Source organism: Saccharospirillum sp., from assembly GCF_040881935.1.
Taxonomy (GTDB): domain Bacteria; phylum Pseudomonadota; class Gammaproteobacteria; order Pseudomonadales; family Natronospirillaceae; genus Saccharospirillum.
The window spans coordinates 51,309-75,774 of sequence record NZ_JBBECH010000038.1 but is presented as its reverse complement, the minus strand read 5'-3'; the positions used below and the strand labels follow the sequence as shown (position 1 = coordinate 75,774).

Genomic DNA, 24,466 nt, shown 5'->3' with positions numbered 1-24,466 from the left:
GAACCTGCGGATGACGGGATCAAAACCCGTTGCCTTACCACTTGGCGACGGCCCAATAAAGACGTTGGTGGCTATGGCTGGACTTGAACCAGCGACCCCAGCATTATGAATGCTGTGCTCTAACCAGCTGAGCTACATAGCCTCTGTAACGGCTGCGTATTATGCGAATATTTTCCAGTGTGTCAACACGAACATCTCGTTTTTTTCAAAAAATTCAAGGGCTTAGAACCCTGAATCCGAAAAAAGTATATCTCTGCAGCGCACTGGATACCTGACCGGTAACCGCTTAGCCTTATTACCAGTCAGTCGGGCGGCGATTTTCGCAGGATTGACCAAAAAAACAAGTCATCTGTAGGCTCAGGCGTCGAAGCGCCGGGTATGGCGGCCCCTTTTTTGTGACGCTGTTCAAAAACGCCTTTTCTCAGATAGATGTGCAGCAGGCCTGCGTTGACGTAATTCCTGCCGACGGTGCCATTCATCAGGATGAGTACGAGTTGCTGCGCACCCTGGCCGACTGTCTGGGGTGCCCGATGCCGCCGATGGCTGAGCACGAGTGGTGCCCGGGCAGTTGAAACGCCCTGTTTTTCTTGATTCTGCAGCCAGCATTCTATACTATGCGCGCCCTTCCGGCCTGTCTCAGGCAGGGAGGTTTGTGCCTTTTGCATGGACAGGACCGGGCGGTAACACGTTTCGGGCCAGGTCATAACAAAGGCTGAAGAGTCACTCCTTACCTTACTGCGGCCGCACCGCAGGAGGTTGCCAAAACCGCAAGGAGATTTTATGCGTCATTATGAAATCGTTCTGCTGGTCCATCCTGACCAGTCAGAGCAAGTACCGGCCATGATCGAGCGTTACACCTCTGTTGTAACCGAGAAAGGTGGCAAGGTACATCGCCATGAAGATTGGGGCCGCCGTCAATTGGCTTACCCTATCCTCAATGCTCACAAGGCTCACTATGTTCTGTTGAACATTGAAGCTGATAACGACACCGTTGAAGATCTGAAGAGCACCTTCCGGTTTAACGATGCCATCATCCGCAACATGATCATGCGTCGCAAAGATGCGGATACTGAAGCGTCTCCAATGATGAAGAGCGTTGAAGCCAAGAAGGCCAAAGACGAAGCTCAAGCCGCTGTTGCTCGCAACCGCGCTGAAGAGACCGAGTCAGAGCCTGAGAACGACGAAGAGTCTGAAGAAGCCTAACAACGAGGAGCATTCACATGGCACGTTTTTTCCGCCGCCGCAAATTCTGCCGTTTCACTGCAGAAGGCATCAAGGAAATCGATTACAAAGATGTAGACCTGTTGAAGGGCTACGTTACTGAAACCGGCAAGATCGTACCTAGCCGGATCACCGGTACCCGTGCACGTTACCAGCGCCAGTTGTCTTCGGCCATCAAGCGTGCTCGCTACCTTGCCTTGCTGCCTTACACCGACAGTCATCAGTAAGTCGGATTAAAGGGAGGACCCGGGCATGATGGGCTTGGCTCGCTTTGCGATGAAAAGCCAACTAAACGCCGGGGTTCTCGCTGCAGGTTTTGCTGCGCTGCCGTTGCTTTATGCACTCAGCGCGGCTCTGGTGGCACTGGTCACGCTCAGGCGTGGCGCCACCGAAGGCACCAGGGTGCTGTTGTGGAGTTTGGCAGGGGGGCTCATTTCCTGGCAATTGACCGGGATGGTTTTGCCTCTGCTGGTTTTACCGGTCACCGCGCTGTTGGCGATGGTGATGCGATCGGTGCAGAACTGGTCGGTGCTTTTGTCGGTTGCAGCCCTTGTGGGCATTGTACTGGCAATGGCCGCTCAGGGTTTGCTTGGTGATCGGTTTGAAGCGGTAATTACTCAGGTACAAGTGGGTGTTACCGACACTGATACCTCTCAGCCGTTATGGCAGATGCTGGAATCGGTGAAGCCCAATGCGGCTTTTCTGGTAATGACCGTAGAACTCCTTGAAGCGCTGCTGTGTTTGGTGCTGGCGCGTTACTGGCAAGCCGGGTTGTATAACCCGGGTGGGTTCCGACAGGAATTCCACGCGCTGAGAATCAGCGGTCGCTTGTTAGTGGCGCTGGTGTTGCTGGCCGGCCTGGCTTACGTAGTTAAGCCTGCAGCCATGCTGTTGTTGCTGTTGCCTCTGTTATTCGCCGGTGTGGCGTTGGTGCATGGGGTGATCGCGAAAACGAATATGGGTGGGCAGTGGCTACTCGCATTTTATGTTGGTGGCCTGCTGCTCAATCAGTTCATTTTACCATTGCTGGTACTGGGTGCTGTGATTGATGGTGTGGTTGATATAAGAGCCCGCCTGACCAAAGCGCCGGACCAGAATGACGAATGAGGTAAGCGAGATGGAAGTTATCCTGCTTGAGAAAGTTGGCAAGATGGGTGTTCTGGGCGACACCGTTAACGTAAAAAGCGGTTACGCACGTAACTACCTGGTCCCACAAGGTAAGGCTGTGCCTGCCAGCAAGGACAACGTTAAAGTATTTGAAGAGCGTCGTGCCGAGCTTGAAAAAGCGGAAGCCGAAAAGTTGGCTGCTGCTCACGAGCGCGCCGAGAAGCTGGCTGAGATCGAACTGACCGTTCAAGCGAACGCCGGTGACGAAGGCAAGCTGTTCGGTTCTATCGGCCCGCGCGATGTGGCTGATCTGGTCGCTGCCGCTGGCGTTGAAATCAGCAAGTCTGAAGTCAAAATGCCTGCTGGCCCGATCCGTAACACCGGTGAATTTAACATCACCATCCAGGTTCATCCGGATGTTGAAGGCTCGGTTCACATCATCGTGGTACCGGAAGCCTAATACAGCAGTGCCATACTGCTGATACGGTTCCGACCCGGAAAGGGAGACTGGCTACGCACTAGTGCGTAGCCAGTCTCCCTTTTTTTGTGCCAGGAATCCGTGTCAGGCACCGGGTTTGCTTATCTGGGGTCGGCGTGAACCTGTCCATGGGGCCTGGACTGAAGCCTCCCTGCTTCAGACTTCCCCAGACAAGCAAACCCGGCACCTGACACTCGTTGGCTGCCAATTCTGACTCATGACACCATTGCCCGGAGGCCAACGCCTCTCCCAATTGGCGGCTCAAACCGATACCATAGCGGGCCTTGTTCTCTGTGCTGAAGGTCCCGATGAGTTACGCGCTATGACCGATACCCTCGAAGACGATCTGTTTTCCCACAACGAAGAGTTGGCCGGGCTCAAGGTGCCGCCGCACTCGCTGGAGGCGGAGCAGTCGGTGCTGGGTGCGCTGATGATCGACAACAGCCAGTGGGACAATGTCGCCGAGATCCTGCTGCCCGACGATTTCTATCGTAACGAGCACCGCCAGGTGTACCGGATGATGATCCGGCTGGCGGAGCAGACTCAGCCGCTCGACGTTATTACCCTGGGTGAAGCACTCGATAACGAGAAGCAGCTCGATGCCGTTGGCGGTATGGAGTACCTGAACGATCTGGCTGAGAACACGCCGTCGATTGGTAACCTGGTTGCCTACGCCAAAATTGTTCAGGAGCGGTCGGTTCTGAGGCGGTTGATTGCGGTTGCCAATGACATTGCCAGCAAAGCCTATGACCCGCGTGGCATGGACGCGGAATCGATTCTGGATGATGCCGAGCGCCAGGTGTTTCAGATCGCCGAGGAACGTGCCGATCAGGAAGGTGGGTTGATCCATGTGAACCCCCTGGTCGACAAGGCCATTCAGCGTATTGATGAGTTGTTTCATTCCGACAGTGATATTACCGGGGTCTCTACCGGCTTTGCCGATCTCGATAAGATGACCACAGGTATGCAGGCTGGCGATCTGGTGATCGTTGCTGCCCGACCCTCCATGGGTAAAACGACCTTTGCCATGAACCTGGTTGAAGAGGCCACGCTGAATCAGGAGAAGCCGGTTGTCGTGTTCAGCCTGGAAATGCCCGCAGACCAGATCATCACCCGGTCCATCGCGTCACTCGGGCGCATTGATATGGGGCGGGTCAAAACCGGTAAGCTGCATGAAGACGATTTCCCCAAGCTGACCAAGGCGGTCAACCTGCTCAAGGACCGCAAACTGTTTATTGACGATACGCCCGGCATCAGCCCGAATGAAATGCGTAGCCGGTTGCGGCGTCTGGTGCGGGAACACGGCGATATTGGCCTGATCATGATCGACTATTTGCAGTTGATGAAGATCAAGGGCTTTACCGAGGGCCGTACCGGTGAGATTTCCGAGATTTCCCGGTCGCTCAAAGCCCTGGCCAAGGAATTCAATTGCCCTATGGTGGCGCTGTCGCAGTTGAACCGAAGCCTGGAACAACGACCCAACAAACGGCCGGTCAACTCGGATCTGCGGGAATCCGGTGCGATCGAGCAGGACGCCGACATCATCATGTTCATCTATCGGGATGAAGTCTATAACGAGGACTCCAGCGACAAGGGCATCGCCGAGCTGATCATCGGCAAGCAGCGTAACGGCCCCATTGGGACCTGTCGGGTGGCGTTTCTGGGGCAATACAGCCGATTTGAAAACCTCGCGCCGGAGCAATACGGCGACTGGCAAAACGAATGAGTCGGGGTACCTGTGCGTATATGGATCCGTCTGCGCTGCAATACAATCTGCAGCGGGTTCGAACCCTGGCACCCGGAGCTCGGGTCTGGGCGGTTATAAAAGCCGATGGCTATGGTCATGGTGCTGTTCAGGTGGCGCAGGCGCTGCATCAGGCCGATGGCTTCGCCGTCGCCACACTGGCTGAGGCACAAGCCCTCAGGGACGCGGGCATCGATGCGCCCATTCTGTTGCTGGAAGGCACGCTGGGGCCTTTGCAAGCGCTGGATGCGGTACGTCTCCGCTGCGATACCGTCGTGCACCAGGCCGAGCAACTGGCTTTTCTGGAAGCCATGGCAGGTCAGCTCGAGCAACAGGTCATCTGGCTGAAAGTAGATACCGGTATGCACCGGCTGGGCATAGAACCCGAACAAGCTCCCGATTTTGCGCGGCGGGTCCAGGCCATTCGTCCCGGTCAGCCCGTTAATCTGATGACGCATTTCGCCAGTGCCGATGAGCCTAAAACACCCAATACGTCGATCCAGATCGCCCGTTTTAATAAACTGGCCCGTGAGCTGCCGGGTGCACGTCTGTGCCTGGCCAATTCGGCTGGCGTGATGGCCTGGCCGGAAAGTCATGCCGACTGGGTACGGCCTGGCATTATGTTGTATGGCGCTTCCCCGGGATTTGCCAAAACCGGATTGGAATTGGGCCTGAAACCGGCCATGCGGTTAACGGCCCCGGTCATCGCTCTGCGCTCTGTGCCCGCTGGTGACTGGGTAGGCTATGGCGCACGCTGGCAAGCCAGCCGCCAGAGCCGGATTGCCACGCTGGCAATCGGTTACGGCGATGGTTATCCGCGGCACGCGCCGGACAACACGCCAGTCTGGTTGGGTGGTCAGCGGGTCCCCCTGGTAGGTAAGGTCTCGATGGACATGCTGACCGTCGATGTGACCGATGTACCGAACGTTCAACTCGGTGATTCGGCCGAACTGTGGGGCGAGCATCTAAGTGTCGATGAAGTAGCGTTACATATAGGCACCGTTGGCTATGAATTGTTGACGCGGCTTTCGCCCCGAGTCGATAAACAATGGCCGTCAGACTGATCCAGGCCCGGTTGAAATTCTGAATGGAGAAGCCGGGCTATCCGGCTTTTTTATGGATTGAAAAAAGCGACGGGTTCTCCCTGCAAACCGCGAAACGACCTGACCCATAACGTCTATACGCCAAATGGATGATCGCTGTTTGGCGCTTTGTTCAAGACATTTGTTACAAAATCCGTATAATTCGCTGCGGTTGGCTTAACGATTGGCGATGCGGGTTAGCAAACACTCGCTTTAATGCGTCGCTATGGTGGGCTTCCAAGATTTCCGGAACAGGTCCGTAATTGACCGACACTTGTACAAACCGGTGATTGCGAGGCGCTCGCGCATCGAAAAAGTGTCGCGGATCTGTTCCCAATGCTTACTTTTCAGCGGGCGAATATCCTGATGACTGCAATCACTACAGACGTTGTGTTAGTTGGTGCCGGTGCCATGAGCGCCACCCTGGGGATGATGTTGAAACAGCTGGATCCCAAGTTCGAGATCCTGATGCTGGAAAAACAGAACAGCGTTGCCCAGGAGAGCAGCGATGGCTGGAACAATGCGGGTACCGGTCATGCCGCCTATTGTGAGCTCAACTATACGCCGGTGAAGACCGATGGCAGCATCGATACTACCAAGGCGTTCTTTATCAACTCGGCCTTTGAAGTCAGCCTGCAGTTCTGGTCTTACCTGGTTGAGCAGGGTGCTTTGCCGGAACCGGCGCGCTTCATTAACACGGCACCGCACAAAAGCTTTGTCTGGGGTGAGGAGAACGTGGCGTTTCTGAAGAAACGCTACGAGACGCTGAAAGCCCATCATCTGTTCAAAGACATGGAATTTACCGATGATCCTGAGGTGTTGCGTGAGTGGATGCCGCTGATCATGAAAGATCGCGATCCGCACCAAAAAGTGGCAGGAACCCGGGTTCGCTATGGGTCTGATGTCGATTTTGGGGCGCTGACACGTCATCTGGTTAACCACCTGCAACAGCAAAACGGCTTCGAGTTGAAACTGTCGCATGAGGTTGTCGACCTGAATCAGAAAGACAATGGTCGTTGGGCCGTGACCCTGAAAGACACCAAAACCGGGCAGATTCAAGCAGTGGACGCCCGTTTTGTGTTTCTGGGCGCGGGCGGTGGCGCACTGCCGTTGTTGCAGAAATCCGGCGTACCGGAAGGGCATGGCTATGGCGGGTTCCCGGTCAGCGGCCAGTGGCTGGTATGCCGCAAGCCCGAGGTCGTTAAACAGCACCATGCCAAGGTTTACGGCAAAGCGCCTCTTGGAGCGCCGCCGATGTCCGTTCCGCATTTGGATACCCGTATTATCGATGGTAAGGAAGCGCTGCTGTTCGGCCCCTTTGCCGGGTTCACTACCAAGTTTCTGAAACAGGGTTCCTTTTTTGATCTGGTTAAATCGGTGCGACCCAATAACCTGAAACCCATGCTGATTGCGGGCCTGGGCAATATGGACCTGACCCGCTATCTGATCAGTGAAGTGATGCAGTCACATAAATCCCGGGTTGATGCCTTGCGCAAGTTTTACCCCAATGCCCGTGATGAAGACTGGGAGCTGGCCATCGCCGGTCAGCGCGTCCAGATCATCAAAAAGGACCCGGAACTTGGTGGTAAGCTGGAGTTCGGTACCGAGGTGATCTCGACTGCCGACGGCAGTCTGGCTGCTTTGCTGGGGGCTTCTCCGGGGGCATCCACTGCGGCGCAGACCATGATCAACATCATTGAGACCTGCTATTCCGAACGCATGAATGATGCGGACTGGCAGCAAAAAATGAAGACGATGGTGCCTTCCTACGGAAAATCTCTGATCAACGACGCCGATTTGCTGGCCGAGGTGCGTCAGCGCACCCTGGATACCCTGAAGCTGCATCCCTGATAAGTCTCATACACCCGGCCTGCCTGTCGCAGGCTGGACGACCCCTTGTTTATAACTCAAGTTTCGGAGTTCAGTTTCGCTGAATTGCCAGGAGTCCGTGCCAGGCACCCCCGGCACCTGGCACTCAGTTGGTACGAACTCTGAAACTTGAGTTATAAAATAATCCTCCCTCCTGGCACAGCTTCTGCTAAGTTAAATTCTGACCGAACGGTCCAGAGGTGCTTGCGCGTGTAAAGTCTGCGAAAATCGCCGCTGTTACAAAAACCCACAGCTGTTACACAACATTACGGCTGTTACGGAAAACCATAAAAACAAGGTGACTGACACTCAGGCCCCGTCCGGACGCCTTGGTGCATTGCCCATAATAGGAATTATCATGCTGGAACAATTCTTCAAGCTGAAAGAACTCGGAACCGATGTTCGCACCGAAGTGCTTGCGGGTATTTCTACCTTTCTGACCATGGCGTACATCATCGCTGTGAACCCGGGCATCCTGTCGGCGACAGGCATGCCCTTCGATGCTGTGTTTGTGGCCACCTGTATTGCTGCTGCTCTGGGGACCGGCATTATGGGCCTGCTGGCCAATTATCCGGTCGCGCTGGCCCCGGGTATGGGTCTCAATGCCTTCTTCACCTTTGGTGTTGTCATGGGCATGGGCGTTAGCTGGGAGGTCGCGCTCGGCTGTGTGTTCTGGTCCGGTATTCTGTTCGTATTGCTCAGCGCGTTCAAAGTGCGCGAGTGGATCATCAATGCCATTCCGGCCTCAATGAAGACCGGTATTGCGGTCGGTATTGGCCTGTTTCTGGCCATTATCGGTCTGCAGGGCGCAGGGGTGGTCGTTAATAACGACGCAACCCTGGTGGGCCCCGGTGACCTGAGCTCACCGCAGGTGATTCTGGCGTTTCTGGGTTTCGCGCTGATTACCGCCCTGCATCACAGACGCGTTACCGGCAGCGTGATTATTGGCATTCTGGCCGTAACCGTTGCGGGTTTCTTTTTCGATCTGGTTGAGTACAACGGTTTCCTGGCCATGCCCTCTGGCCTGGGCGCAACTTTTTTCCAGCTGGATATTCTCGGTGCACTTGAGCTGAGCCTGATCGCGGTTATTTTGTCATTTCTGTTTGTCGACGTTTTCGATACCTCAGGCACCCTGGTAGCCGTGGCTAAAGAGGGCAACCTGCTCGACAAAGATGGCAAGCTGCCGCGCCTGGGCAAGGCCCTGATGGCCGATAGTACGGCGTCTGTAGCCGGTTCATTGCTGGGTACCTCGACCACCACCAGTTACATCGAAAGCGGTGCGGGTATCGCTGCAGGCGGTCGTTCGGGGCTGACGGCCCTGACGGTCTCGGTCCTGTTCTTGCTGGCGCTGTTCTTCTCGCCACTGGCACAGATGATTCCGGCTTACGCGACGGCTTCAGCGTTGCTGTTCGTTGCCGTGCTGATGATCTCTTCCATCTCCAGCGTTGACTGGAAAGACATGACCGAGGCCGCCCCGGTGGTGGTAACGGCGGTGATGATGCCGCTGACCTATTCGATCGCCGAAGGTATCGCGGCCGGGTTCATCACCTATGCAGTCGTCAAAGTGATGGCCGGCAAAGCAAAAGACGTCAACATCAGTGTCTACGTCATTGCGGGTGCGGCTCTGTTGAAATACATCTTCCTGTAACGTCTGACGATAACATCGCGAAATTAGAACGGGGTCGCTACAATGGCCCCGTTTTTTATTCAAAGTGGATTCCTGCAGTGCCAAACAATTCTGTACAAAAGAATGAGAACCAACACCCGGTCTTTGACCCCAAAGCTCACATCCGCACTGTGCCGAACTGGCCCAAGCCCGGTGTTCAATTTCGGGACATCACTACGCTGTTGTCCGATGCAAAAGTGTTTCGCCAACTGATCGATGCCTTCGTGTATCGCTATTTCGACTATGACATTGACGCGGTGGTCGGCATTGATGCCCGGGGTTTTATTATAGGGGCACCTCTGGCGTATCAGTTGAATACCGCCTTTGTGCCGGTTCGCAAGCAGGGTAAGTTGCCGTTCGATACCCTTGAAGAAGCTTATGAACTTGAATACGGTCAGGCCGTGCTGCAGATTCATGCCGACGCGCTTAAACCCGGTCAGCGTGTACTGGTGCTTGATGACCTGATTGCCACCGGTGGAACCCTGGTGGCGGCCTGCTCGCTGGTACAGCGTCTGGGTGCCGACGTGGTTGAATGCGCCGCCATTGTTGATCTGCCGGATCTGGGTGGTAGCCAGACCCTGACCCGGGCTGGGCATAGCGTTCGGGCCCTGTGTGAGTTTGCAGGCGACTAAAGCGGTATAACCCCGTCCGGCTGGACTTGGGTAAACTGACGATTAATGTCCAGTGGGTCATAAAGACTCAGGATCCGTAACCGCAGCCCAGGGGGCAACAATGACGACCTATAGAGCGTTTCGCATACATCTGACCGATCAGGGCGTTACCCGCACCCTTGAAGACCGGCCAATGAGTGAGTTACCCGACCACGATGTGTTGATTCGAGTGCACTGGTCATCGCTGAATTATAAAGATGCGCTGTCCGCGAACGGCCACAAGGGCGTCAGCCGTTACTACCCCCATACGCCCGGCATCGATGCGGCTGGCGTGGTTGAGCAAGATCGGTCTGGCCAGTTTCAACCCGGAACACAGGTCGCGGTGATTGGCTTCGACCTGGGCATGAATACTCAGGGTGGCTTTGCCGATTATGTGTGCGTGCCAGCAGACTGGGTGGTGACGTTACCAACCGGGTTGAGTATGGCCGACAGCATGCGCCTTGGAACAGCCGGAGTGACAGCCGCCTATTGTCTGGAAAAGTTGATCGAAAGCGGTGTTCGCGCCGAAGAAGGCCCTGTTTTGGTCACAGGCGCAACCGGAGGCGTAGGCAGTCTGGCGGTGCACTTGCTGTCGACCCTGGGCTATAAGGTTACCGCCGTGAGCGGTAAACCCGACTCGCATGATTGGCTAAGGCAATTGGGTGCAACAGATATCTTGCCGCGCGAAGCGCTGAGCGAACCGGATTCAAAAGCACTGCGACCGGCTAATTATGCTGGCGCCATCGATACGGTCGGGAGCCATACGCTGGTCAATATTCTCAAGAGCCTGCGCTATGGCGGATCTGTGGCTGCCTGCGGCATTGTCGGCGGCACTGCGCTCCCTGCCGATATCTTCCCGTTTATTTTGCGTGGGGTGAACCTGCTCGGCGTTGCCAGTGCTGATGCCCCGCTGGATGCCCGGACCCGGGTGCTGGCCAAGTATGCACAGCTGTGGAAGTTGCCCATGCTGAACACTATGTGCGATACGCTGACACTGGAAGAACTGGGACCGCGTATCGAGGCCATGCTGGCCAGCAATATTCAGCGCCGGGCGCTGATCCAAATTGCGGAGGACTGATTCTGTGGTGCAATCCGCGTCACCCGAACCAAACTGGTTACTGGACCCCGATCTCGCTCTGACCGACCCTGGTTGGCGGGCCGCCCTGGCACCCACCCTGGCCGAGCCGCAACAGCGAACCCTGGTGCAGTGGCTTAATCAACGGGCAGAGCAGGGCGCTCGGATCTACCCCCCTGCGCCTGCCGTGTTCGAGGCATTAAATGCCACGCCGATAGAGCAGGTGAAAGTCGTTATTCTGGGGCAGGACCCATACCACGGACCGGGCCAGGCGCAAGGGCTGAGCTTTTCAGTCCCTGCGGGTGTTGCCTTCCCACCCAGCTTGCGAAATATCTTCAAAGAGCTGAGCAATGACATTCCCTTCAGCGTACCCGATACCGGCGATCTGACGCCCTGGACCCATCAGGGCGTGCTGCTACTGAACGCAGTACTGACCGTCGAACAGGGCCAGGCCAATGCCCACCGGGGTCAAGGGTGGGAGGCCGTGACCGATGCGGTGATCGACCACATCAACCGGTTTCGGGATGATGTCGTGTTTATGCTGTGGGGGAGTTATGCCCAGAAGAAAGGTCAAATGATTGACCGCCAGCGTCACTGTGTTTTGACGGCCCCGCATCCGTCACCCTTGTCGGCGCATCGTGGCTGGTTTGGTTCGGGTCATTTTTCCCGGGCCAATGTTTATTTACGCGGCACGGGTCAAACGCCGGTCGACTGGCAACTGTAGGCGCCGGAGCCCTGATATTTCTGCGCGATCCCTCACTCTGTTCAGTATCGGCTATCCAACTGTAAATTCTAAAAAAAGTCCGCTATTTGCCTGCCTTTACGCGGCTTCTGAACTAACCTTGAAATTGTAAGCAGGTCAGAAATGGCCGGGCGAAACGCCTTCGCCCAGTTTCCACCATGCATTACTTATTCACTGTAAAGCGGAGTACGCCGGGCGGCCGGTACCTATCTGAACTGACAGGGTTTTCATGTGTTGGCGTGCACTTTGCAGCCAGTAAAAGAGAGCATAGATATTCACTGAAACATGACAGACATCGCTCACGGAGAGAGCTTAATTGATAGCGTTCCAGGGGGTCGTTCATGGATATATTCAAGCATTTTCAATCACGTTATGAAGCCAGGTTGCTGGAGGAGTATTCCCTCGAAGAGTACCTTGCTTTGTGTAAAGAGGATCCGATCGCTTACTCGTCGGCCCCTGAACGAATGCTCGCCGCCATTGGCGAACCCCAGGTCATCGATACGGCCAAAGACGCCAGGCTGAGTCGTATCTTTTCCAATAAAATTATCCGACGTTACCCGGCATTCGAAGAATTTTACGGTATGGAAGAGCCGATCGAGCAGATCGTTTCTTATTTCCGCCATGCCGCTCAGGGGTTGGAAGAGAAGAAACAGATCCTCTACCTGCTGGGCCCGGTGGGCGGCGGTAAATCGTCTCTGGCCGAGCGCCTGAAACAACTGATTGAAACCGTACCGTTTTATGCGATCAAGGGGTCTCCTGTTTATGAGAGCCCGCTGAGCTTGTTTGATCCGGATGAAGACGGCGCCATTCTGGAAGAGCGCTATGGCATCCCGCTGCGCTACTTGCGTTCTATCATGTCGCCCTGGGCAGTCAAGCGCCTGCATGAATTTGGCGGAGACATCAGCCAGTTTCGGGTGGTTAAACTCTACCCTTCGATTACCGATCAGGTTGCGGTCGCCAAGACCGAACCCGGCGATGAAAACAACCAGGATATCTCAGCGCTGGTGGGAAAGGTCGATATCCGCATGCTGGAAGATTTTCCCCAGAACGATCCGGATGCCTACAGCTTCTCCGGTGCTCTGTGTAAAGCCAACCAGGGTTTGATGGAATTCGTCGAGATGTTCAAGGCGCCGATCAAGGTGTTACACCCCTTGCTCACGGCCACTCAGGAAGGTAACTATAACGCCACTGAAGGCATGAGCGCCATTCCCTTTACTGGTACGGTGCTGGCCCACAGTAACGAATCTGAATGGAAGGCATTTCGCAACAACAAGAACAACGAAGCCTTTCTGGATCGGGTGTTTATCGTCAAGGTGCCTTATTGCACCCGAGTCACCGAAGAAATCAACATCTACCGAAAATTGATCGAAAGCAGTTCTCTGTCCGAGTCACCCTGCGCTCCGGATACGCTGAAGATGCTGGCACAGTTTTCGGTGCTCTCCAGGCTTAAAGAGCCTGAAAATTCGAATGTCTATTCGAAAATGCGCGTCTATGACGGTGAAAACCTGAAAGACACTGATCCCAAAGCCAAGACCATTCAGGAGTACAAGGATTCCGCAGGGGTTGATGAGGGTATGGATGGGCTGTCGACTCGCTTCGCCTTCAAAATCCTGTCGAAAGTATTTAACTTCGATGCCACTGAAGTTGCCGCTAACCCGGTGCATTTGCTTTATGTACTTGAAGACCAGATCGAGCAACAGCAGTTTCCCCAGGACGTCCACGACCGTTATCTGGCGCACCTGAAAGAGTATCTGGCGCCGCGCTATGTTGATTTTATCGGCAAAGAGATCCAGACCGCCTACCTTGAGAGCTACTCCGAATACGGTCAGAATATTTTTGACCGCTACGTCACCTATGCTGACTTCTGGATACAGGATCAGGAATTCCGTGATCCGGAAACCGGTGAGATCCTTGACCGGGCTGCGTTGAACGAGGAGTTGGAGAAGATCGAGAAGCCCGCTGGTATCTCCAATCCCAAAGACTTCCGCAACGAGATCGTAAACTTTGTATTGCGTGCCCGGGCCAACAATGAAGGGCGCAACCCGAGTTGGCAGAGCTATGAAAAACTGCGCGCTGTCATCGAGAAGAAAATGTTCTCGAATACCGAAGATCTATTGCCGGTCATTTCCTACTCCGCCAAGTCGTCTAACGATGATGAAAAGAAACATCAGGATTTCGTGCGGCGCATGGTCAACCGGGGTTACACCGAAAAACAGGTGCGCCTGCTGAGTGAATGGTATCTGAGAGTGCGCAAGTCGTCCTGATCGGTAACGAATAATCTGGCTGCCAGGCAATATTTTTTGCCAGGTAGACGGAGTTCCGGTCTGCTCGACAAACAGAGGTCACAGTATGATGAATTCTTACGTGATTGACCGTCGGTTAAATGGAAAGAACAAGAGCGCGGTTAATCGTCGTCGGTTCCTGGAGCGGTACCGCAAGCACATCAAGAAGGCAGTCAATGAGGCCGTCAATAAGCGGTCCATTACCGATATGGAACATGGTGAGTCGATATCCATACCGTCGGAGGACATCTCTGAACCAGTGTTTAGCCACGGTCGCGGTGGCAAACGCAATATCATCAATCCGGGCAATAAAGAATTCCGATCAGGGGATCGCATTCGCAAGCCCTCGGGTGGCAGCGGTGGCCAGGGGCAGGGCAGTGGCGATGCCGGGAACAGCGGGGAAGGGTTAGACGACTTTACTTTCAACATTACCCAGGACGAATTTCTGGAATTTCTGTTCGAAGATCTGGAATTACCCAACCTGGTGCGCAAAGAACTCAAGGAAATGAGCGATCATGTGTACCGCCATGCCGGTTTTACCAGCCAGGGCGTGCCCAACCGCATCAATATTGTTCGTTCGTTGCGCAATGCCCATGCCCGGCGCATCGCGCTCAGTGGCAAGTCACGACGTCGGCTGAAAGAGCTGAAAGCCCTGGTTGAGCAAGAGATGGAGAAAGACGAGGTCTTGCGCGATGCCCAATCATTGCTGGGCTGGCAGGAAGAAATCGAAGGGCTGGACCACAAGATTCGCCGGATGCCGTTTATCGACGACTTCGATCTGCGCTTTAATCGCAACGAGCGGGTGCCGGTGCCGAGCAATGCTGCCGTTATGTTCTGCCTGATGGATGTGTCCGGCTCCATGACTCAGAGCACCAAGGATATGGCAAAACGGTTTTTCTTATTGTTGTACCTGTTCTTGCGGCGCAATTACGAAAAAATCGAAGTCGTCTTTATCCGACATCACACCAGTGCCAAAGAGGTTGATGAAGAAGAGTTTTTCTATTCACGGGAGACTGGTGGAACCATTGTGTCCAGTGCATTAAAGATGATGGGTGAGGTGATTAACGACCGGTATCCGCCAAACGCATGGAACATCTATGCGGCTCAGGCTTCCGATGGCGACAACTGGAATGACGACTCTCCCCAGTGTCGTGAGTTACTGGCCAAAGCGATCATGCCGCTGGTGCAGTATTATTCCTATATTGAGATCACACCGCGTGACCATCAGGCGCTCTGGCATGCCTATGAGGATGTGCAGACGGGGTTTCCAGAGCAGTTTGCGATGGAACAGATCATCGACCCCTCCGATATTTACCCGGTCTTCCGCCAGTTGTTTCAGAGGAAAACCACATGACCCAGAAACCCATTTCAACCGGCAGTGAGTGGACTTTCCCGCTGATTCAGGAATATGACCACGTAATCAGCCAGATTGCTCAGGAGTACCGGCTGGATACCTATCCGAACCAGATTGAGATCATCAGTTCGGAGCAGATGATGGATGCCTATTCGTCCATTGGCATGCCGCTGGGGTACCACCATTGGTCCTATGGCAAGCAGTTTCTGCAGACTCAGCAAAATTATCAGCGCGGCTTTATGGGGCTGGCCTATGAGATCGTCATCAATTCCAGCCCCTGTATTGCCTATCTGATGGAAGAAAACACCATGCCAATGCAGGCGTTGGTGATTGCGCACGCCTGCTATGGCCATAATTCTTTTTTTAAGAATAACTACCTGTTTAAAACCTGGACCGACGCGACTGCCATTATCGATTATTTGGTGTTTGCCAAGCAGTACGTGACTCACTGTGAAGAACGATACGGTGTGCGAGAAGTGGAACGGATACTGGATTCCTGCCACGCTTTACAGAATTACGGTGTGGATCGCTATAAACGACCATCGCCCATTTCCGCCGCAGAAGAGCTGGCGCGTCAGGAGGAGCGCGAAACCTATCAGCAGCAACAGGTTAATTTGCTGTGGCGCACCATACCGATAGCAGAAGGCAAAGAGGCCCAGCAGGAGCGGCGGACGTTCCCTTCAGAGCCCCAGGAAAATATTCTTTACTTCATTGAAAAAAATGCGCCCTTGCTGGAACCCTGGCAGCGCGAACTGGTGCGCATTGTTCGCAAGCTGGCCCAGTATTTTTACCCGCAGCGTCAGACTCAGGTGATGAACGAGGGGTGGGCCAGTTTTTGGCACTACACCCTGATGAATGAGATGTATAACCGGGGCTATATCACCGAAGGCTTTATGATGGAGTTTCTGGCCAGCCATTCGGCGGTTGTGTATCAACCGCCGTACGACTCAAAATACTATTCAGGGCTGAACCCCTACACCCTGGGCTTCAATATTTATCGGGATCTGAAACGGATGTGCGAAAACCCGACCGATGAAGACCGTGAGTGGTTTCCGGATCTGGCGGGTAAGGATTGGCTCGATACCCTGCATTTCGCCATGGAGAACTTCAAGGACGAAAGCTTCATTCAGCAGTTTTTGTCGCCCCAGGTGATGCGCGACATGCATTTGTTCGCGGTGTATGACGATGAAGATGAGAGTGAATTCGAGATCAGCGCGATTCACGATGAGCAGGGCTATCGCAAGGTCCGGGCATTGCTGGCCGAGCAGTATAACCTGAGCATGAGGGAGCCCAATATTCAGGTCGTGGAGGTCAATCTGCGCGGCGACCGGACGCTAACCTTGCGTCATACCCGACATAACAACATCCCGCTCGATAAAGATGCCGAAAAAGTGCTCAAACATGTCCATCGGCTGTGGGGGTTCGACGTGCATCTTGAATCTTGTCAGGGGGATGAGGTTCGCCAGCGTTTGCACATGCCGCCCAAGGACATGACGCCCGAACAAGTGCTTGAGGAAGGGCTTAGGTATGTGTAGGCAGCGGCCATTGTGAACCCGCGATGGTCTGAGTATGATTCCAACGTCGTAACAGTAACACTCACTCAGTGAGCGGAGGCGATTGCCTGATATAACATCCTAAAATTCAAACCACCGAGCCCTGGTGGTCTACGTCTGCTGTGATATGACGCCAGGGCCTTGTTCGACACCGTGAGTGACGAACAACAGGGTTGCCGCGGAAACGCGTCAGCCTCCCGACTTGGAAAGGTGAACTATGTTAGAAGACGCGATGGGCCGCCGGTTTTATTACCTGCGGCTGTCGGTGACCGATGTGTGCAACTTTCGTTGCACCTATTGCCTGCCAGATGGCTATCAGGGTAAGCCTGATCAGTCCTTTCTCACCTTGCCCGAAATTCGCCAAACGCTGGCCGCCTTTGCGGGCCTGGGCACCGAAAAAGTTCGCATTACCGGTGGCGAGCCGGGTTTGCGCCGTGATTTGCCCGAGATTATTGATGCTGCCGCCCAAACGCCGGGAATCCGGACGGTCGCGCTGACCACCAATGGTTATAAGCTGGCCGAGCGAATCGGGCAGTGGCGACAGGCCGGGTTGAATCAACTGAATGTGTCAATTGACAGCCTGGATGCCGCTGAATTTAAAACCATCACCGGACACGATCGCCTGCCTGAGATACTTCGTGGGCTTGATGCCGCGATTGATCTGGGTCTGTCCGTCAAGGTCAACGCGGTGTTGATGCGCGGTCTAAAGGGCCAGTTAGCGACTTTTTTAACCTGGCTCAAGACCACACCGGTCACCTTGCGCTTTATTGAAGTGATGGAAACCGGTGACCACCCGGCTTTTTTTCGCGAACACCACATCAGTGGGCAAACAGTGAAGCAGCAATTGCTGGCTGAAGGCTGGCAGGCGGTGAAGCGCCGGCGGGATGCCGGGCCTGCAGAGGAGTTCTGGCACCCTGAATACCAGGGCCGCATAGGCCTGATCATGCCGTATAGCCGGGATTTCTGTTCCAGTTGCAATCGCCTGCGTATTTCATCTACCGGCAAGCTGCACCTCTGTCTGTTCTCGGACGGTGGCCTGGATGTTCGCCCCTGGATGCAACCGGACGTGGCCGTGCCTGAGCTGCAAGCGCAGTTATCAGCGCTGCTGAAGCACAAGGCACCGAGCCACCTGCTGCACGAGGGTCAAACCGGTGGCACCCAGAATCTGAGCATTATTGGAGGCTGACGTCGATGTACAGCGATGGTTAAACAAGGGGCGGTACTGATACTAGCCGGTGGTCGCAGTCTGCGCATGGGGACCGACAAGGCCCGTTTACCGATGGCTGATACCACCTTGCTGGATTGGCAGCGTCAGCGCCTGGCATCGCTCGACCTCGACGTCTGGCACAGTGGGCCAGGCGGTATTGTTGACGTCTGGCCTGATTTTCGGGGCCCGCTGGCGGGGCTGTACAGCGCCCTTACGCAGCACCCGGAACCCGCGTTCTGGCTGGTGGTGCCGGTGGATATGCCTGCGTTGCCGCTGGATCGCTTGTGTCGGCTGGCGCACTGCATGGAGGCTGAGTCGGTGCCGGTAGCCTACCAGAATGCACCGCTGCCCCTGGCGGTACCGGCGATAGCCACCGTCAGGGAGACGCTGGCCGATTGGCTAAACCAGCCTGACGGCCCGCGTTCATTGCGCGCCCTGATGGCCCATTTTAACGGGCGGTGGTTGGCGGAGCCTCTCGCTGAGCAGGATCGCCTCAATCTCAACACGCCTGAGGACTGGGCTGAATTTCAGGCAGTGTCTGAGGTTTCGTCAAGTTTTTCAGACACACCGACAGGAGACACCGGTGAGTAACTCTACACCCACTGAATCGGCACAAACGCCACAGGCGCTCAATATTGTGGTGTTAACCATTTCCGATACCCGCGGGCCTCACAATGATACCTCTGGCCAATATCTGGCCGAGGCAGCCGCAGCGGCTGGGCATCGGGTGATCGAAACAATGATCGAAAAAGACGAGGTTTATCAGATACGGGCACATTTGTCGCGCTGGATCGCCTCTGCCGATGCCCAGGTCGTGCTGATGACCGGAGGCACTGGCTTTACCGGCCGCGATTCCACCCCCGAAGCGGTCACACCACTGCTGGATAAACACATTGACGGCTTTGGCGAACTGTTTCGGCAGTTGTCTTACCAGGAAATCGGTACCTCAACGGTGCAAAGCCGGGCTTTGGCTGGGCTCGCCAATGGCACCCTGGTGATGTGCCTGCCGGGTTCGACCGGTGCCTGTCGTACCGGCTGGGAAGGCATTATTCGGGAGCAGCTCGATTCAACCCACAAGCCCTGCAACTTTGTAGGCCAGTTAAAACCGGGGTCCGCATGAGTGAGTTCAGTCATTTAAACGACCGGGGCGAAGCCAATATGGTGGATGTGTCCGGAAAGGCTGTCACTCAGCGCGAAGCCAGAGCAGAAGCCTACGTCTTCATGAACGAGGCCGCCCTGAGCCTGATCGAGCAGGGCGGGCATCACAAGGGTGATATCTTTGGTGTTGCCCGGGTCGCCGGTATTCAGGGCGCCAAGCTGACATCGCAGTTGATTCCGCTGTGTCACCCGCTGATGCTCAGTAAGATCGGTGTCGACCTGACCCTTGAGCGTGACCAGGGACGCGTGCGGATAGAGACATGGTGCAAGCTTGAAGGTAAAACCGGAGTCGAGATGGAAGCGCTGACGGCTGCCTCGGTAACGGCCTTAACGTTGTTTGATATGGTCAAGGCGGTCGATCCGGGCATGCGCATTGACGGGTTGCGGGTGCTTGAAAAGCAGGGCGGTAAGACGGGCCACTGGTCTGCCCGCGGGAGTGAGCAATGAGTCATCTGGTTCATGTGAAGTTTTTCGCCCGTCTGAGAGAAGAATTGGGGGTTGCTGGCCTGGAAGTGCCGGTTGAGGAGGCGCCTGATCTCGATGCCCTCAAGCACTGGTTGGGTGAGGCTCACCCACACTGGCAGCCGATGCTGAGCGGACGCTTGTTGACCGCTGTGAACCAGACCATGACGCAGACCAATCAGCCGCTGAAACCGGGCGATGAAGTGGCCCTTTTCCCGCCGGTAACGGGAGGCTGAATCGTGACAGCTACAACAACGGAAAGGGCGATCGAGATACGAGTCGGACCAGAGGACTTTACCCTGCAAGCGGAATACGACGCCCTTTGTGCGAGCAACACCGATGACGGCGCGGTGGTGTGCTTTGTTGGTCGGGTCCGGGATCTCAACGATGGCGATGCCGTGCAGCGTCTGCACCTGGAGCATTACCCGGGCATGACCGAAGCGGTTCTTACCCGGCTGGCTGACCAGGCTACTGAACGCTGGCCACTGAACCGGATTCGTATCATTCACCGAGTGGGTGATTTGCACCCGGCTGACCAGATTGTGTTCGTTGGTGTCAGTAGCCCGCATCGTCAGGCTGCGTTCGATGGCGCGTCCTTTCTGATGGATTGCCTGAAAACCGAGGCACCGTTCTGGAAAAAGGAAACGGGACCGGATGGTACTTCGCGCTGGCTTGATGCCCGCCAGAGCGATGAAACCCTGGCCAAACGCTGGACCTGAGCGACCGCTTTCCAGTATTCAACCTGGCTTGTGTTCCGTCAGACAGGTATCGATCAACCGATCAGTGTATGAAAATGGCGCTGTGCTGACAAATGCAGGGGTTTAGTAGGGTGACTCAACCAGCAGATACCCCTTGCCCCGGACGGTCCTGATGGCATTTTCGAGCCCAAGCTTCTGGCGAATGCCGGACACCAATATGTCCACCGTGCGTGATACACCGTCGTACTCAATGCCACGCAGTGATTTCATGATCTCATCCCGGCTGTGGATGATCCCCGGTTGATCGTACAATAGGCACAACAGATTAAATTCCGGCTGGGTTAGCTCGATATCCCGGCCCTGGCAGGTGACTTTGAGGTTGCGTTTATCCACTTTGAGCCAGTCGAACACAGTGCTATCGATGCTACCAGGCCAGGTTCTGTTGCGACAGCTGCGCCGTAGATGTGCTTTGATTCTGGCCAGCAATACCCGGGGTTCGACCGGTTTGGTCAGGTAGTCATCGGCGCCCAGTTCCAGCCCGAGAATTTCGTCCAGTGATTCACCGCGTGCCGTCAGGAACAGGATCGGACCCTGGTAGAACCGCTGAATCTGACGACAGATGTCAAAACCATCCTGACCGGGCAACATGATATCCAGAATCACCAGATCCGGTGCCCAGGCTTTGATGCGGTTGGGTGCCTGAAGACCATCAGCGACGGTCAACACCTCAAAACCCTCTCGGGTCAGGTATTGGCAGGTGAGCTGGCTCAATGCGATATCGTCCTCGACCAGCACAAGGCGGCCGTAGCCAGCCTGGGTTGAGTCTGGCTCGTGGGAGAAATCGGCGGTGAAGATCATGGATCAGGTTCCTATTGGCGTCCATCTCAGGCTGATCGATAAAGCGTAGTTCAGAGGATTGCTGGCCGCGAGGTTGGTCAGGTCTGCATGCAGGCGCACGCGCCAATCGGGTAAGACCTGCCAAATAAGTCGGTTCTCCAATGCTAGTTCGTCGCGAGTCAGCGCTTGCACCAGGTTGAACTCGGTCCCCCAGTCGTTCAGGTTGGTGTTAAGGCCGATGCCTGCCTCGTGATCGGTTCTGGTGGCGGTATCGAGCGTGCGGTGTTGCCTTTCCCAGAAGATACTCACCCGGCTGCGCGTACCAAGTGCTTTTGAAACGCCCGCGAGGCTGTCGCTGTGCGCTCCCTGGTCATGCCAGAACTGTTCATGCGTTAGCCGTAATTGGACATCCCTGACGTTGGTGGCGTAGGCAGCATTGGCCAACCAGCCGCTCAAAGTGTCGTTCCGCTGGAACCCCAGGGAAAGTTGCACAAGGGAATTGGCGTTGTGTGCCCAAAGCCCGCCTTCCAGTCGACCAAGCCAGGGGTTGTCGTTTCGGTCCGGGTAATGTCGTGACAGGGCCGTCACTTGCGCCAGGGGTCGTAAAGTGAACGATTGACGGGTGGAGTAGAAGATCGATTTGGGAAACAACAACTGGATCTGACCGCTAACCTGACCATAGCCGCTGTCTAATTGCTCTGTCTGGCCTGTGCTGATCTGCAGATGGCTGTAGAGTTGGTAGTCACTGACTGTCTGGGCTTCCTGTGCTTGTATCAGCAACACCTGAGTGTTGATGCGTACTCGCACCGGCAAGTCGGGATCTGCCAGCACATCGGTTAGGTACCGTTCGGCGGTTTCTGGCTCGTTGAGTTGCAAATACAACGCCGCCAGTTCCAACTTAAGACGAGATGCCGTCGGGTTCTGGCTGTGCAGTGCCTCAAGATCGATGACAGCTTGTACGACATTTCCTTCAGCCTGTAACTGTTGAATGGCGGCCAATTCATCCGACCAGTTGGTTTCTGCAATGACAGGCATCGGCAGTAAGACCAGTAACCAGAGCGCCTTTTGCAGGCGCTGACGCAGCGAGAGATGTTTAGTCGTCGTCCTCGTCATCATCATCGTCGTCATTACCCATTCCATTACCCGGGCCACCATTACCCGGGCCATTACCGATTCCGTTGCCCGGGCCACCATTACCCGGGCCATTACCGATTCCGTTGCCCGGGCCACTATTACCCGGGCCATTGCCGATTCCGTTACCCGGGCCACCATTACCCGGGCCATTGCCCAGAGATTCATACCAGGTTTCAAACTGGTCATCGGTCCAGTCTTTAGGAAGGGATAGCAGCGTGTCGAGAGACAGGTTTTTGCGGTCTTCAGGGGCAAGCTGGTTCAACCAGCGTTGCAGCAGCCGTTCCTGGCTGGTTCCAGCGGTGTCCGCACGGTCGGCAATCAATTGATCAAGGCGCCCTGATAACTCTTCCAGAGACTCGATATCATTTTGAGATTCTAGCAGATTATCTGGCAGATCATCCCAGTTGCCCCATTCATCTGCCGGGACCAGGCTGATTCCAGGCCACAATAGGAGCACCACGGGTGCCAGTAGCCTGTTGCGGCGGGTCCTCAATCGCCTCATGACGTCATTGGCAGTTGATCAGGCAGGGCGGGCAATGCAACGGTCACCCTAGCCCCACCCAGTGCGCTGCGCCCCACCGACAATTCTCCCTGATAATGCTCGACCAGAGTGGCGACCAGCGCCAGGCCCATACCGTGGCCTTTGTGACTCAGGTTTCGTGCCTTGTCACCCCGTACAAATGGTTTGATGGCGTGAATAAGGCTCAGACCCAGGAATCCAGAACCATTGTCTTCAACCGTCAGCACCAGGTTGGGAGCGTGGGCGGTAAGCGTGACCCGTGTCTGTCCATGGCCATAATGGAGAGCGTTGCTGATCAGGTTGCGGCACAGCCGCCGCCAGTGATGCGCAGCGATGCTGGCCCGGTTTATTGGGTCCAGTACCAACTCGATGTTTCCGTTTTCCTGATTCATTCTGTTGACCAATGCAGTCAGCTCATCGCTGACAAAGCAATAAGGGGTATCGTGCTCACGACCAGTTCCCGGTTTCCGTTGGCTTAACTGATGATACAACAGCAACTCGTCAATTAATTGCTCCAATTCGCGCACATCTTCCTGAAGTTGTTTGGTCAGTGGGGCATCGGGGTCCAGCATGGCCAAAGCGAATTGCATTCTGGCCAGCGGTGTTTTCAGATCGTGGGACACCGCCTGGTTAAGTTGCTGGCTTTGCTCGGCCATCTGGATCAGACGCTGGGCCATCGACTGAATGTGATGCCACATTCCATTAAGGGCGTCTGTCTTTTTCTCCGGCAGGTCAGGGGCTTCTACGGTTTCGGCAATGGCATCAATTGCCCTGGTCATTCGGGTTAGCCGGTATTGTAAAGGTCGCAAAACCAGCCAGAGTGCGAGCGCCGTCACGCACAGAAAGCCCAACAGTAAGATCACTGTCATGTTGGGTGTCAGCCAAACGAACTCCTTAAACGGGCCCAGCCTGAGTGCTTGCTCGGAACCCGCGGGCACGTAGACAAAAAACTGCTTCAAAGCGTTGTCCCGATTGAGCACTACCTGGCCATTTTCCAGCTCACGTTCCAGCACGAAACCCAGATCTGCATTCCGCCAGCCCAGGCGCTGAACCTCTACATTGAATTTGGCATTGAGCTCTGCCAGCCGTTGTTCCCGATCCGGCACGGGTACCAGGGACAGTTCGTTGGTTACCAGTAAGCCGAGCCCGGTAGCCAGGTGCTCCCAGTCACTGATGGTAACGCTTAGCGCTTGTTGGTCACTGAGCGGGTGTTTTAGTTGCACAGTCTCGTTGATCCAGTCGACTTCGTTGTATTCCGGTGCTTCTAGAGTGCCGGGCACGCTCTGCCAGCTGGAACCGGTCAGTGTTGATACCAGTTCCAGCCACGACTGGCGACGTTCCTCGGTGTCCTGGCGCTGATATCCCTGCTGTACAAATTGCGCCGCTGAGTCCAGCAGCGGATCGGACATGCGCTTGAAACGGTAGTCGTTGGCCAGTGTGACCGCAACAAACAGGGCCAGGCTGGCGATCAGCAGGATGCCAATCCAGGTACTGTAAATTCTAGCGAATATTGAAAACATCAAATGCCCCCTCTGTTGTATCACTATAGCTGGCCGGAGGCGGGCTGAGAACGTTGGCCAACAATTCTGGAACATTATTGAAACATGCCATACAAACCAGGCGCGTA

Annotated in this window: 25 protein-coding genes, 1 tRNA gene and 1 riboswitch; of the genes, 21 read left to right on the top strand and 5 right to left on the bottom strand. The window is 55.2% G+C overall.

Annotated features, from left to right (window positions below; genetic code table 11):
* Positions 1 to 65: 65 nt before the first annotated feature.
* Positions 66 to 142 (bottom strand) — tRNA-Met (locus WEB54_RS06090).
* A gap of 253 nt (positions 143 to 395) precedes the next feature.
* Here WEB54_RS06090 and WEB54_RS06085 point away from each other — a divergent pair.
* The 21 genes from WEB54_RS06085 (at position 396) to moaE (ending at position 20,369) form a co-directional block, all read left to right on the top strand.
* Positions 396 to 572, top strand: a complete 177-nt coding sequence (locus WEB54_RS06085; RefSeq protein ID WP_368054208.1) for a hypothetical protein — start codon at positions 396 to 398, stop codon at positions 570 to 572.
* A gap of 208 nt (positions 573 to 780) precedes the next feature.
* On the top strand, positions 781 to 1,203 hold the full coding sequence (rpsF, locus tag WEB54_RS06080) for a 30S ribosomal protein S6 (RefSeq protein WP_028671489.1): 423 nt from the start codon (positions 781 to 783) through the stop codon (positions 1,201 to 1,203).
* A 17-nt stretch (positions 1,204 to 1,220) separates the two neighbouring features.
* On the top strand, positions 1,221 to 1,448 hold the full coding sequence (gene rpsR / locus WEB54_RS06075) for a 30S ribosomal protein S18 (protein WP_028671490.1): 228 nt from the start codon (positions 1,221 to 1,223) through the stop codon (positions 1,446 to 1,448).
* Positions 1,449 to 1,473: 25 nt separating this feature from the next.
* On the top strand, positions 1,474 to 2,328 hold the full coding sequence (locus WEB54_RS06070; protein ID WP_368054205.1) for a hypothetical protein: 855 nt from the start codon (positions 1,474 to 1,476) through the stop codon (positions 2,326 to 2,328).
* A 10-nt stretch (positions 2,329 to 2,338) separates the two neighbouring features.
* Positions 2,339 to 2,788, top strand: coding sequence for a 50S ribosomal protein L9 (rplI, locus tag WEB54_RS06065; protein WP_368054274.1), 450 nt, complete (start codon positions 2,339 to 2,341; stop codon positions 2,786 to 2,788).
* Positions 2,789 to 3,128: 340 nt separating this feature from the next.
* Positions 3,129 to 4,532: a replicative DNA helicase gene (dnaB, locus tag WEB54_RS06060; protein ID WP_368054203.1), complete on the top strand. Its 1,404-nt coding sequence runs from the start codon at positions 3,129 to 3,131 to the stop codon at positions 4,530 to 4,532.
* Positions 4,529 to 5,614, top strand: coding sequence for an alanine racemase (gene alr, locus WEB54_RS06055; protein ID WP_368054201.1), 1,086 nt, complete (start codon positions 4,529 to 4,531; stop codon positions 5,612 to 5,614). Before dnaB ends, alr begins: the two co-directional genes overlap by 4 nt.
* Positions 5,615 to 5,968: 354 nt before the next feature.
* Positions 5,969 to 7,483, top strand: coding sequence for a malate dehydrogenase (quinone) (gene mqo, locus WEB54_RS06050; RefSeq protein ID WP_368054199.1), 1,515 nt, complete (start codon positions 5,969 to 5,971; stop codon positions 7,481 to 7,483).
* Between the two features lie 376 nt (positions 7,484 to 7,859).
* On the top strand, positions 7,860 to 9,149 hold the full coding sequence (locus WEB54_RS06045) for an NCS2 family permease (RefSeq protein ID WP_368054197.1): 1,290 nt from the start codon (positions 7,860 to 7,862) through the stop codon (positions 9,147 to 9,149).
* 77 nt (positions 9,150 to 9,226) lie between these two features.
* Positions 9,227 to 9,799: an adenine phosphoribosyltransferase gene (locus WEB54_RS06040; protein ID WP_368054195.1), complete on the top strand. Its 573-nt coding sequence runs from the start codon at positions 9,227 to 9,229 to the stop codon at positions 9,797 to 9,799.
* Between the two features lie 100 nt (positions 9,800 to 9,899).
* Positions 9,900 to 10,895 (top strand): acryloyl-CoA reductase, encoded by a 996-nt coding sequence (locus WEB54_RS06035; protein ID WP_368054193.1) that lies wholly within the window; start codon positions 9,900 to 9,902, stop codon positions 10,893 to 10,895.
* 4 nt (positions 10,896 to 10,899) lie between these two features.
* Positions 10,900 to 11,616 (top strand): uracil-DNA glycosylase, encoded by a 717-nt coding sequence (gene ung, locus WEB54_RS06030; protein WP_368054191.1) that lies wholly within the window; start codon positions 10,900 to 10,902, stop codon positions 11,614 to 11,616.
* A 359-nt stretch (positions 11,617 to 11,975) separates the two neighbouring features.
* Entirely contained in the window at positions 11,976 to 13,898 is a 1,923-nt protein-coding gene (locus WEB54_RS06025; RefSeq protein ID WP_368054189.1) for a PrkA family serine protein kinase, read from the top strand.
* A gap of 85 nt (positions 13,899 to 13,983) precedes the next feature.
* The gene (locus WEB54_RS06020; RefSeq protein ID WP_368054187.1) at positions 13,984 to 15,270 is read left to right on the top strand and encodes a YeaH/YhbH family protein; all 1,287 of its coding nucleotides are present in this window, start codon (positions 13,984 to 13,986) and stop codon (positions 15,268 to 15,270) included.
* On the top strand, positions 15,267 to 16,805 hold the full coding sequence (locus WEB54_RS06015) for a SpoVR family protein (RefSeq protein ID WP_368054185.1): 1,539 nt from the start codon (positions 15,267 to 15,269) through the stop codon (positions 16,803 to 16,805). The genes WEB54_RS06020 and WEB54_RS06015 overlap by 4 nt, the downstream gene beginning before the upstream one ends.
* Before the next feature lie 100 nt (positions 16,806 to 16,905).
* Positions 16,906 to 17,052: riboswitch (molybdenum cofactor riboswitch) on the top strand.
* Positions 17,041 to 18,009, top strand: a complete 969-nt coding sequence (gene moaA, locus WEB54_RS06010) for a GTP 3',8-cyclase MoaA (RefSeq protein WP_368054183.1) — start codon at positions 17,041 to 17,043, stop codon at positions 18,007 to 18,009. It overlaps the preceding riboswitch by 12 nt.
* Before the next feature lie 15 nt (positions 18,010 to 18,024).
* Entirely contained in the window at positions 18,025 to 18,621 is a 597-nt protein-coding gene (locus tag WEB54_RS06005) for a molybdenum cofactor guanylyltransferase (protein WP_368054181.1), read from the top strand.
* Positions 18,614 to 19,150, top strand: coding sequence for a molybdenum cofactor biosynthesis protein B (gene moaB / locus WEB54_RS06000; protein WP_368054179.1), 537 nt, complete (start codon positions 18,614 to 18,616; stop codon positions 19,148 to 19,150). The genes WEB54_RS06005 and moaB overlap by 8 nt, the downstream gene beginning before the upstream one ends.
* Positions 19,147 to 19,635, top strand: a complete 489-nt coding sequence (gene moaC / locus WEB54_RS05995) for a cyclic pyranopterin monophosphate synthase MoaC (protein WP_368054177.1) — start codon at positions 19,147 to 19,149, stop codon at positions 19,633 to 19,635. The genes moaB and moaC overlap by 4 nt, the downstream gene beginning before the upstream one ends.
* Positions 19,632 to 19,886, top strand: coding sequence for a MoaD/ThiS family protein (locus WEB54_RS05990; protein ID WP_368054175.1), 255 nt, complete (start codon positions 19,632 to 19,634; stop codon positions 19,884 to 19,886). Before moaC ends, WEB54_RS05990 begins: the two co-directional genes overlap by 4 nt.
* A gap of 3 nt (positions 19,887 to 19,889) precedes the next feature.
* Complete coding sequence (gene moaE / locus WEB54_RS05985) at positions 19,890 to 20,369, top strand: molybdopterin synthase catalytic subunit MoaE (protein WP_368054173.1); 480 nt, start codon at positions 19,890 to 19,892, stop codon at positions 20,367 to 20,369.
* A 102-nt stretch (positions 20,370 to 20,471) separates the two neighbouring features.
* On the opposite strand, the gene WEB54_RS05980 is transcribed toward moaE, so the two are convergent.
* Genes WEB54_RS05980 through WEB54_RS05965 form a run of 4 tightly spaced genes read right to left on the bottom strand, consistent with a single transcriptional unit; the run spans position 20,472 to position 24,359 of the window.
* Positions 20,472 to 21,206: a response regulator transcription factor gene (locus tag WEB54_RS05980; protein ID WP_368054171.1), complete on the bottom strand. Its 735-nt coding sequence runs from the start codon at positions 21,204 to 21,206 to the stop codon at positions 20,472 to 20,474.
* A 3-nt stretch (positions 21,207 to 21,209) separates the two neighbouring features.
* The gene (locus WEB54_RS05975) at positions 21,210 to 22,391 is read right to left on the bottom strand and encodes a tetratricopeptide repeat protein (protein WP_368054169.1); all 1,182 of its coding nucleotides are present in this window, start codon (positions 22,389 to 22,391) and stop codon (positions 21,210 to 21,212) included.
* Positions 22,279 to 22,767: a hypothetical protein gene (locus WEB54_RS05970; RefSeq protein WP_368054167.1), complete on the bottom strand. Its 489-nt coding sequence runs from the start codon at positions 22,765 to 22,767 to the stop codon at positions 22,279 to 22,281. Before WEB54_RS05970 ends, WEB54_RS05975 begins: the two co-directional genes overlap by 113 nt.
* Before the next feature lie 50 nt (positions 22,768 to 22,817).
* Entirely contained in the window at positions 22,818 to 24,359 is a 1,542-nt protein-coding gene (locus tag WEB54_RS05965; RefSeq protein WP_368054165.1) for an ATP-binding protein, read from the bottom strand.
* Positions 24,360 to 24,466: the final 107 nt, after the last annotated feature.

Excerpts from the sequence above, each read along its gene's own strand:
- rpsF (WP_028671489.1), top strand. The coding sequence starts at position 781 with ATGCGTCATTATGAAATCGTTCTGCTGGTCCATCCTGACCAGTCAGAG.
- rpsR (WP_028671490.1), top strand. The coding sequence starts at position 1,221 with ATGGCACGTTTTTTCCGCCGCCGCAAATTCTGCCGTTTCACTGCAGAA.
- WEB54_RS06070 (WP_368054205.1), top strand. The coding sequence starts at position 1,474 with ATGATGGGCTTGGCTCGCTTTGCGATGAAAAGCCAACTAAACGCCGGG.
- rplI (WP_368054274.1), top strand. The coding sequence starts at position 2,339 with ATGGAAGTTATCCTGCTTGAGAAAGTTGGCAAGATGGGTGTTCTGGGC.
- dnaB (WP_368054203.1), top strand. The coding sequence starts at position 3,129 with ATGACCGATACCCTCGAAGACGATCTGTTTTCCCACAACGAAGAGTTG.
- alr (WP_368054201.1), top strand. The coding sequence starts at position 4,529 with ATGAGTCGGGGTACCTGTGCGTATATGGATCCGTCTGCGCTGCAATAC.
- mqo (WP_368054199.1), top strand. The coding sequence starts at position 5,969 with ATGCTTACTTTTCAGCGGGCGAATATCCTGATGACTGCAATCACTACA.
- WEB54_RS06045 (WP_368054197.1), top strand. The coding sequence starts at position 7,860 with ATGCTGGAACAATTCTTCAAGCTGAAAGAACTCGGAACCGATGTTCGC.
- WEB54_RS06035 (WP_368054193.1), top strand. The coding sequence starts at position 9,900 with ATGACGACCTATAGAGCGTTTCGCATACATCTGACCGATCAGGGCGTT.
- WEB54_RS06025 (WP_368054189.1), top strand. The coding sequence starts at position 11,976 with ATGGATATATTCAAGCATTTTCAATCACGTTATGAAGCCAGGTTGCTG.
- WEB54_RS06020 (WP_368054187.1), top strand. The coding sequence starts at position 13,984 with ATGATGAATTCTTACGTGATTGACCGTCGGTTAAATGGAAAGAACAAG.
- WEB54_RS06015 (WP_368054185.1), top strand. The coding sequence starts at position 15,267 with ATGACCCAGAAACCCATTTCAACCGGCAGTGAGTGGACTTTCCCGCTG.
- moaA (WP_368054183.1), top strand. The coding sequence starts at position 17,041 with ATGTTAGAAGACGCGATGGGCCGCCGGTTTTATTACCTGCGGCTGTCG.
- WEB54_RS06005 (WP_368054181.1), top strand. The coding sequence starts at position 18,025 with ATGGTTAAACAAGGGGCGGTACTGATACTAGCCGGTGGTCGCAGTCTG.
- moaC (WP_368054177.1), top strand. The coding sequence starts at position 19,147 with ATGAGTGAGTTCAGTCATTTAAACGACCGGGGCGAAGCCAATATGGTG.
- WEB54_RS05990 (WP_368054175.1), top strand. The coding sequence starts at position 19,632 with ATGAGTCATCTGGTTCATGTGAAGTTTTTCGCCCGTCTGAGAGAAGAA.
- WEB54_RS05980 (WP_368054171.1), bottom strand. The coding sequence starts at position 21,206 with ATGATCTTCACCGCCGATTTCTCCCACGAGCCAGACTCAACCCAGGCT.
- WEB54_RS05975 (WP_368054169.1), bottom strand. The coding sequence starts at position 22,391 with ATGGCCCGGGTAATGGTGGCCCGGGCAACGGAATCGGTAATGGCCCGG.
- WEB54_RS05965 (WP_368054165.1), bottom strand. The coding sequence starts at position 24,359 with ATGTTTTCAATATTCGCTAGAATTTACAGTACCTGGATTGGCATCCTG.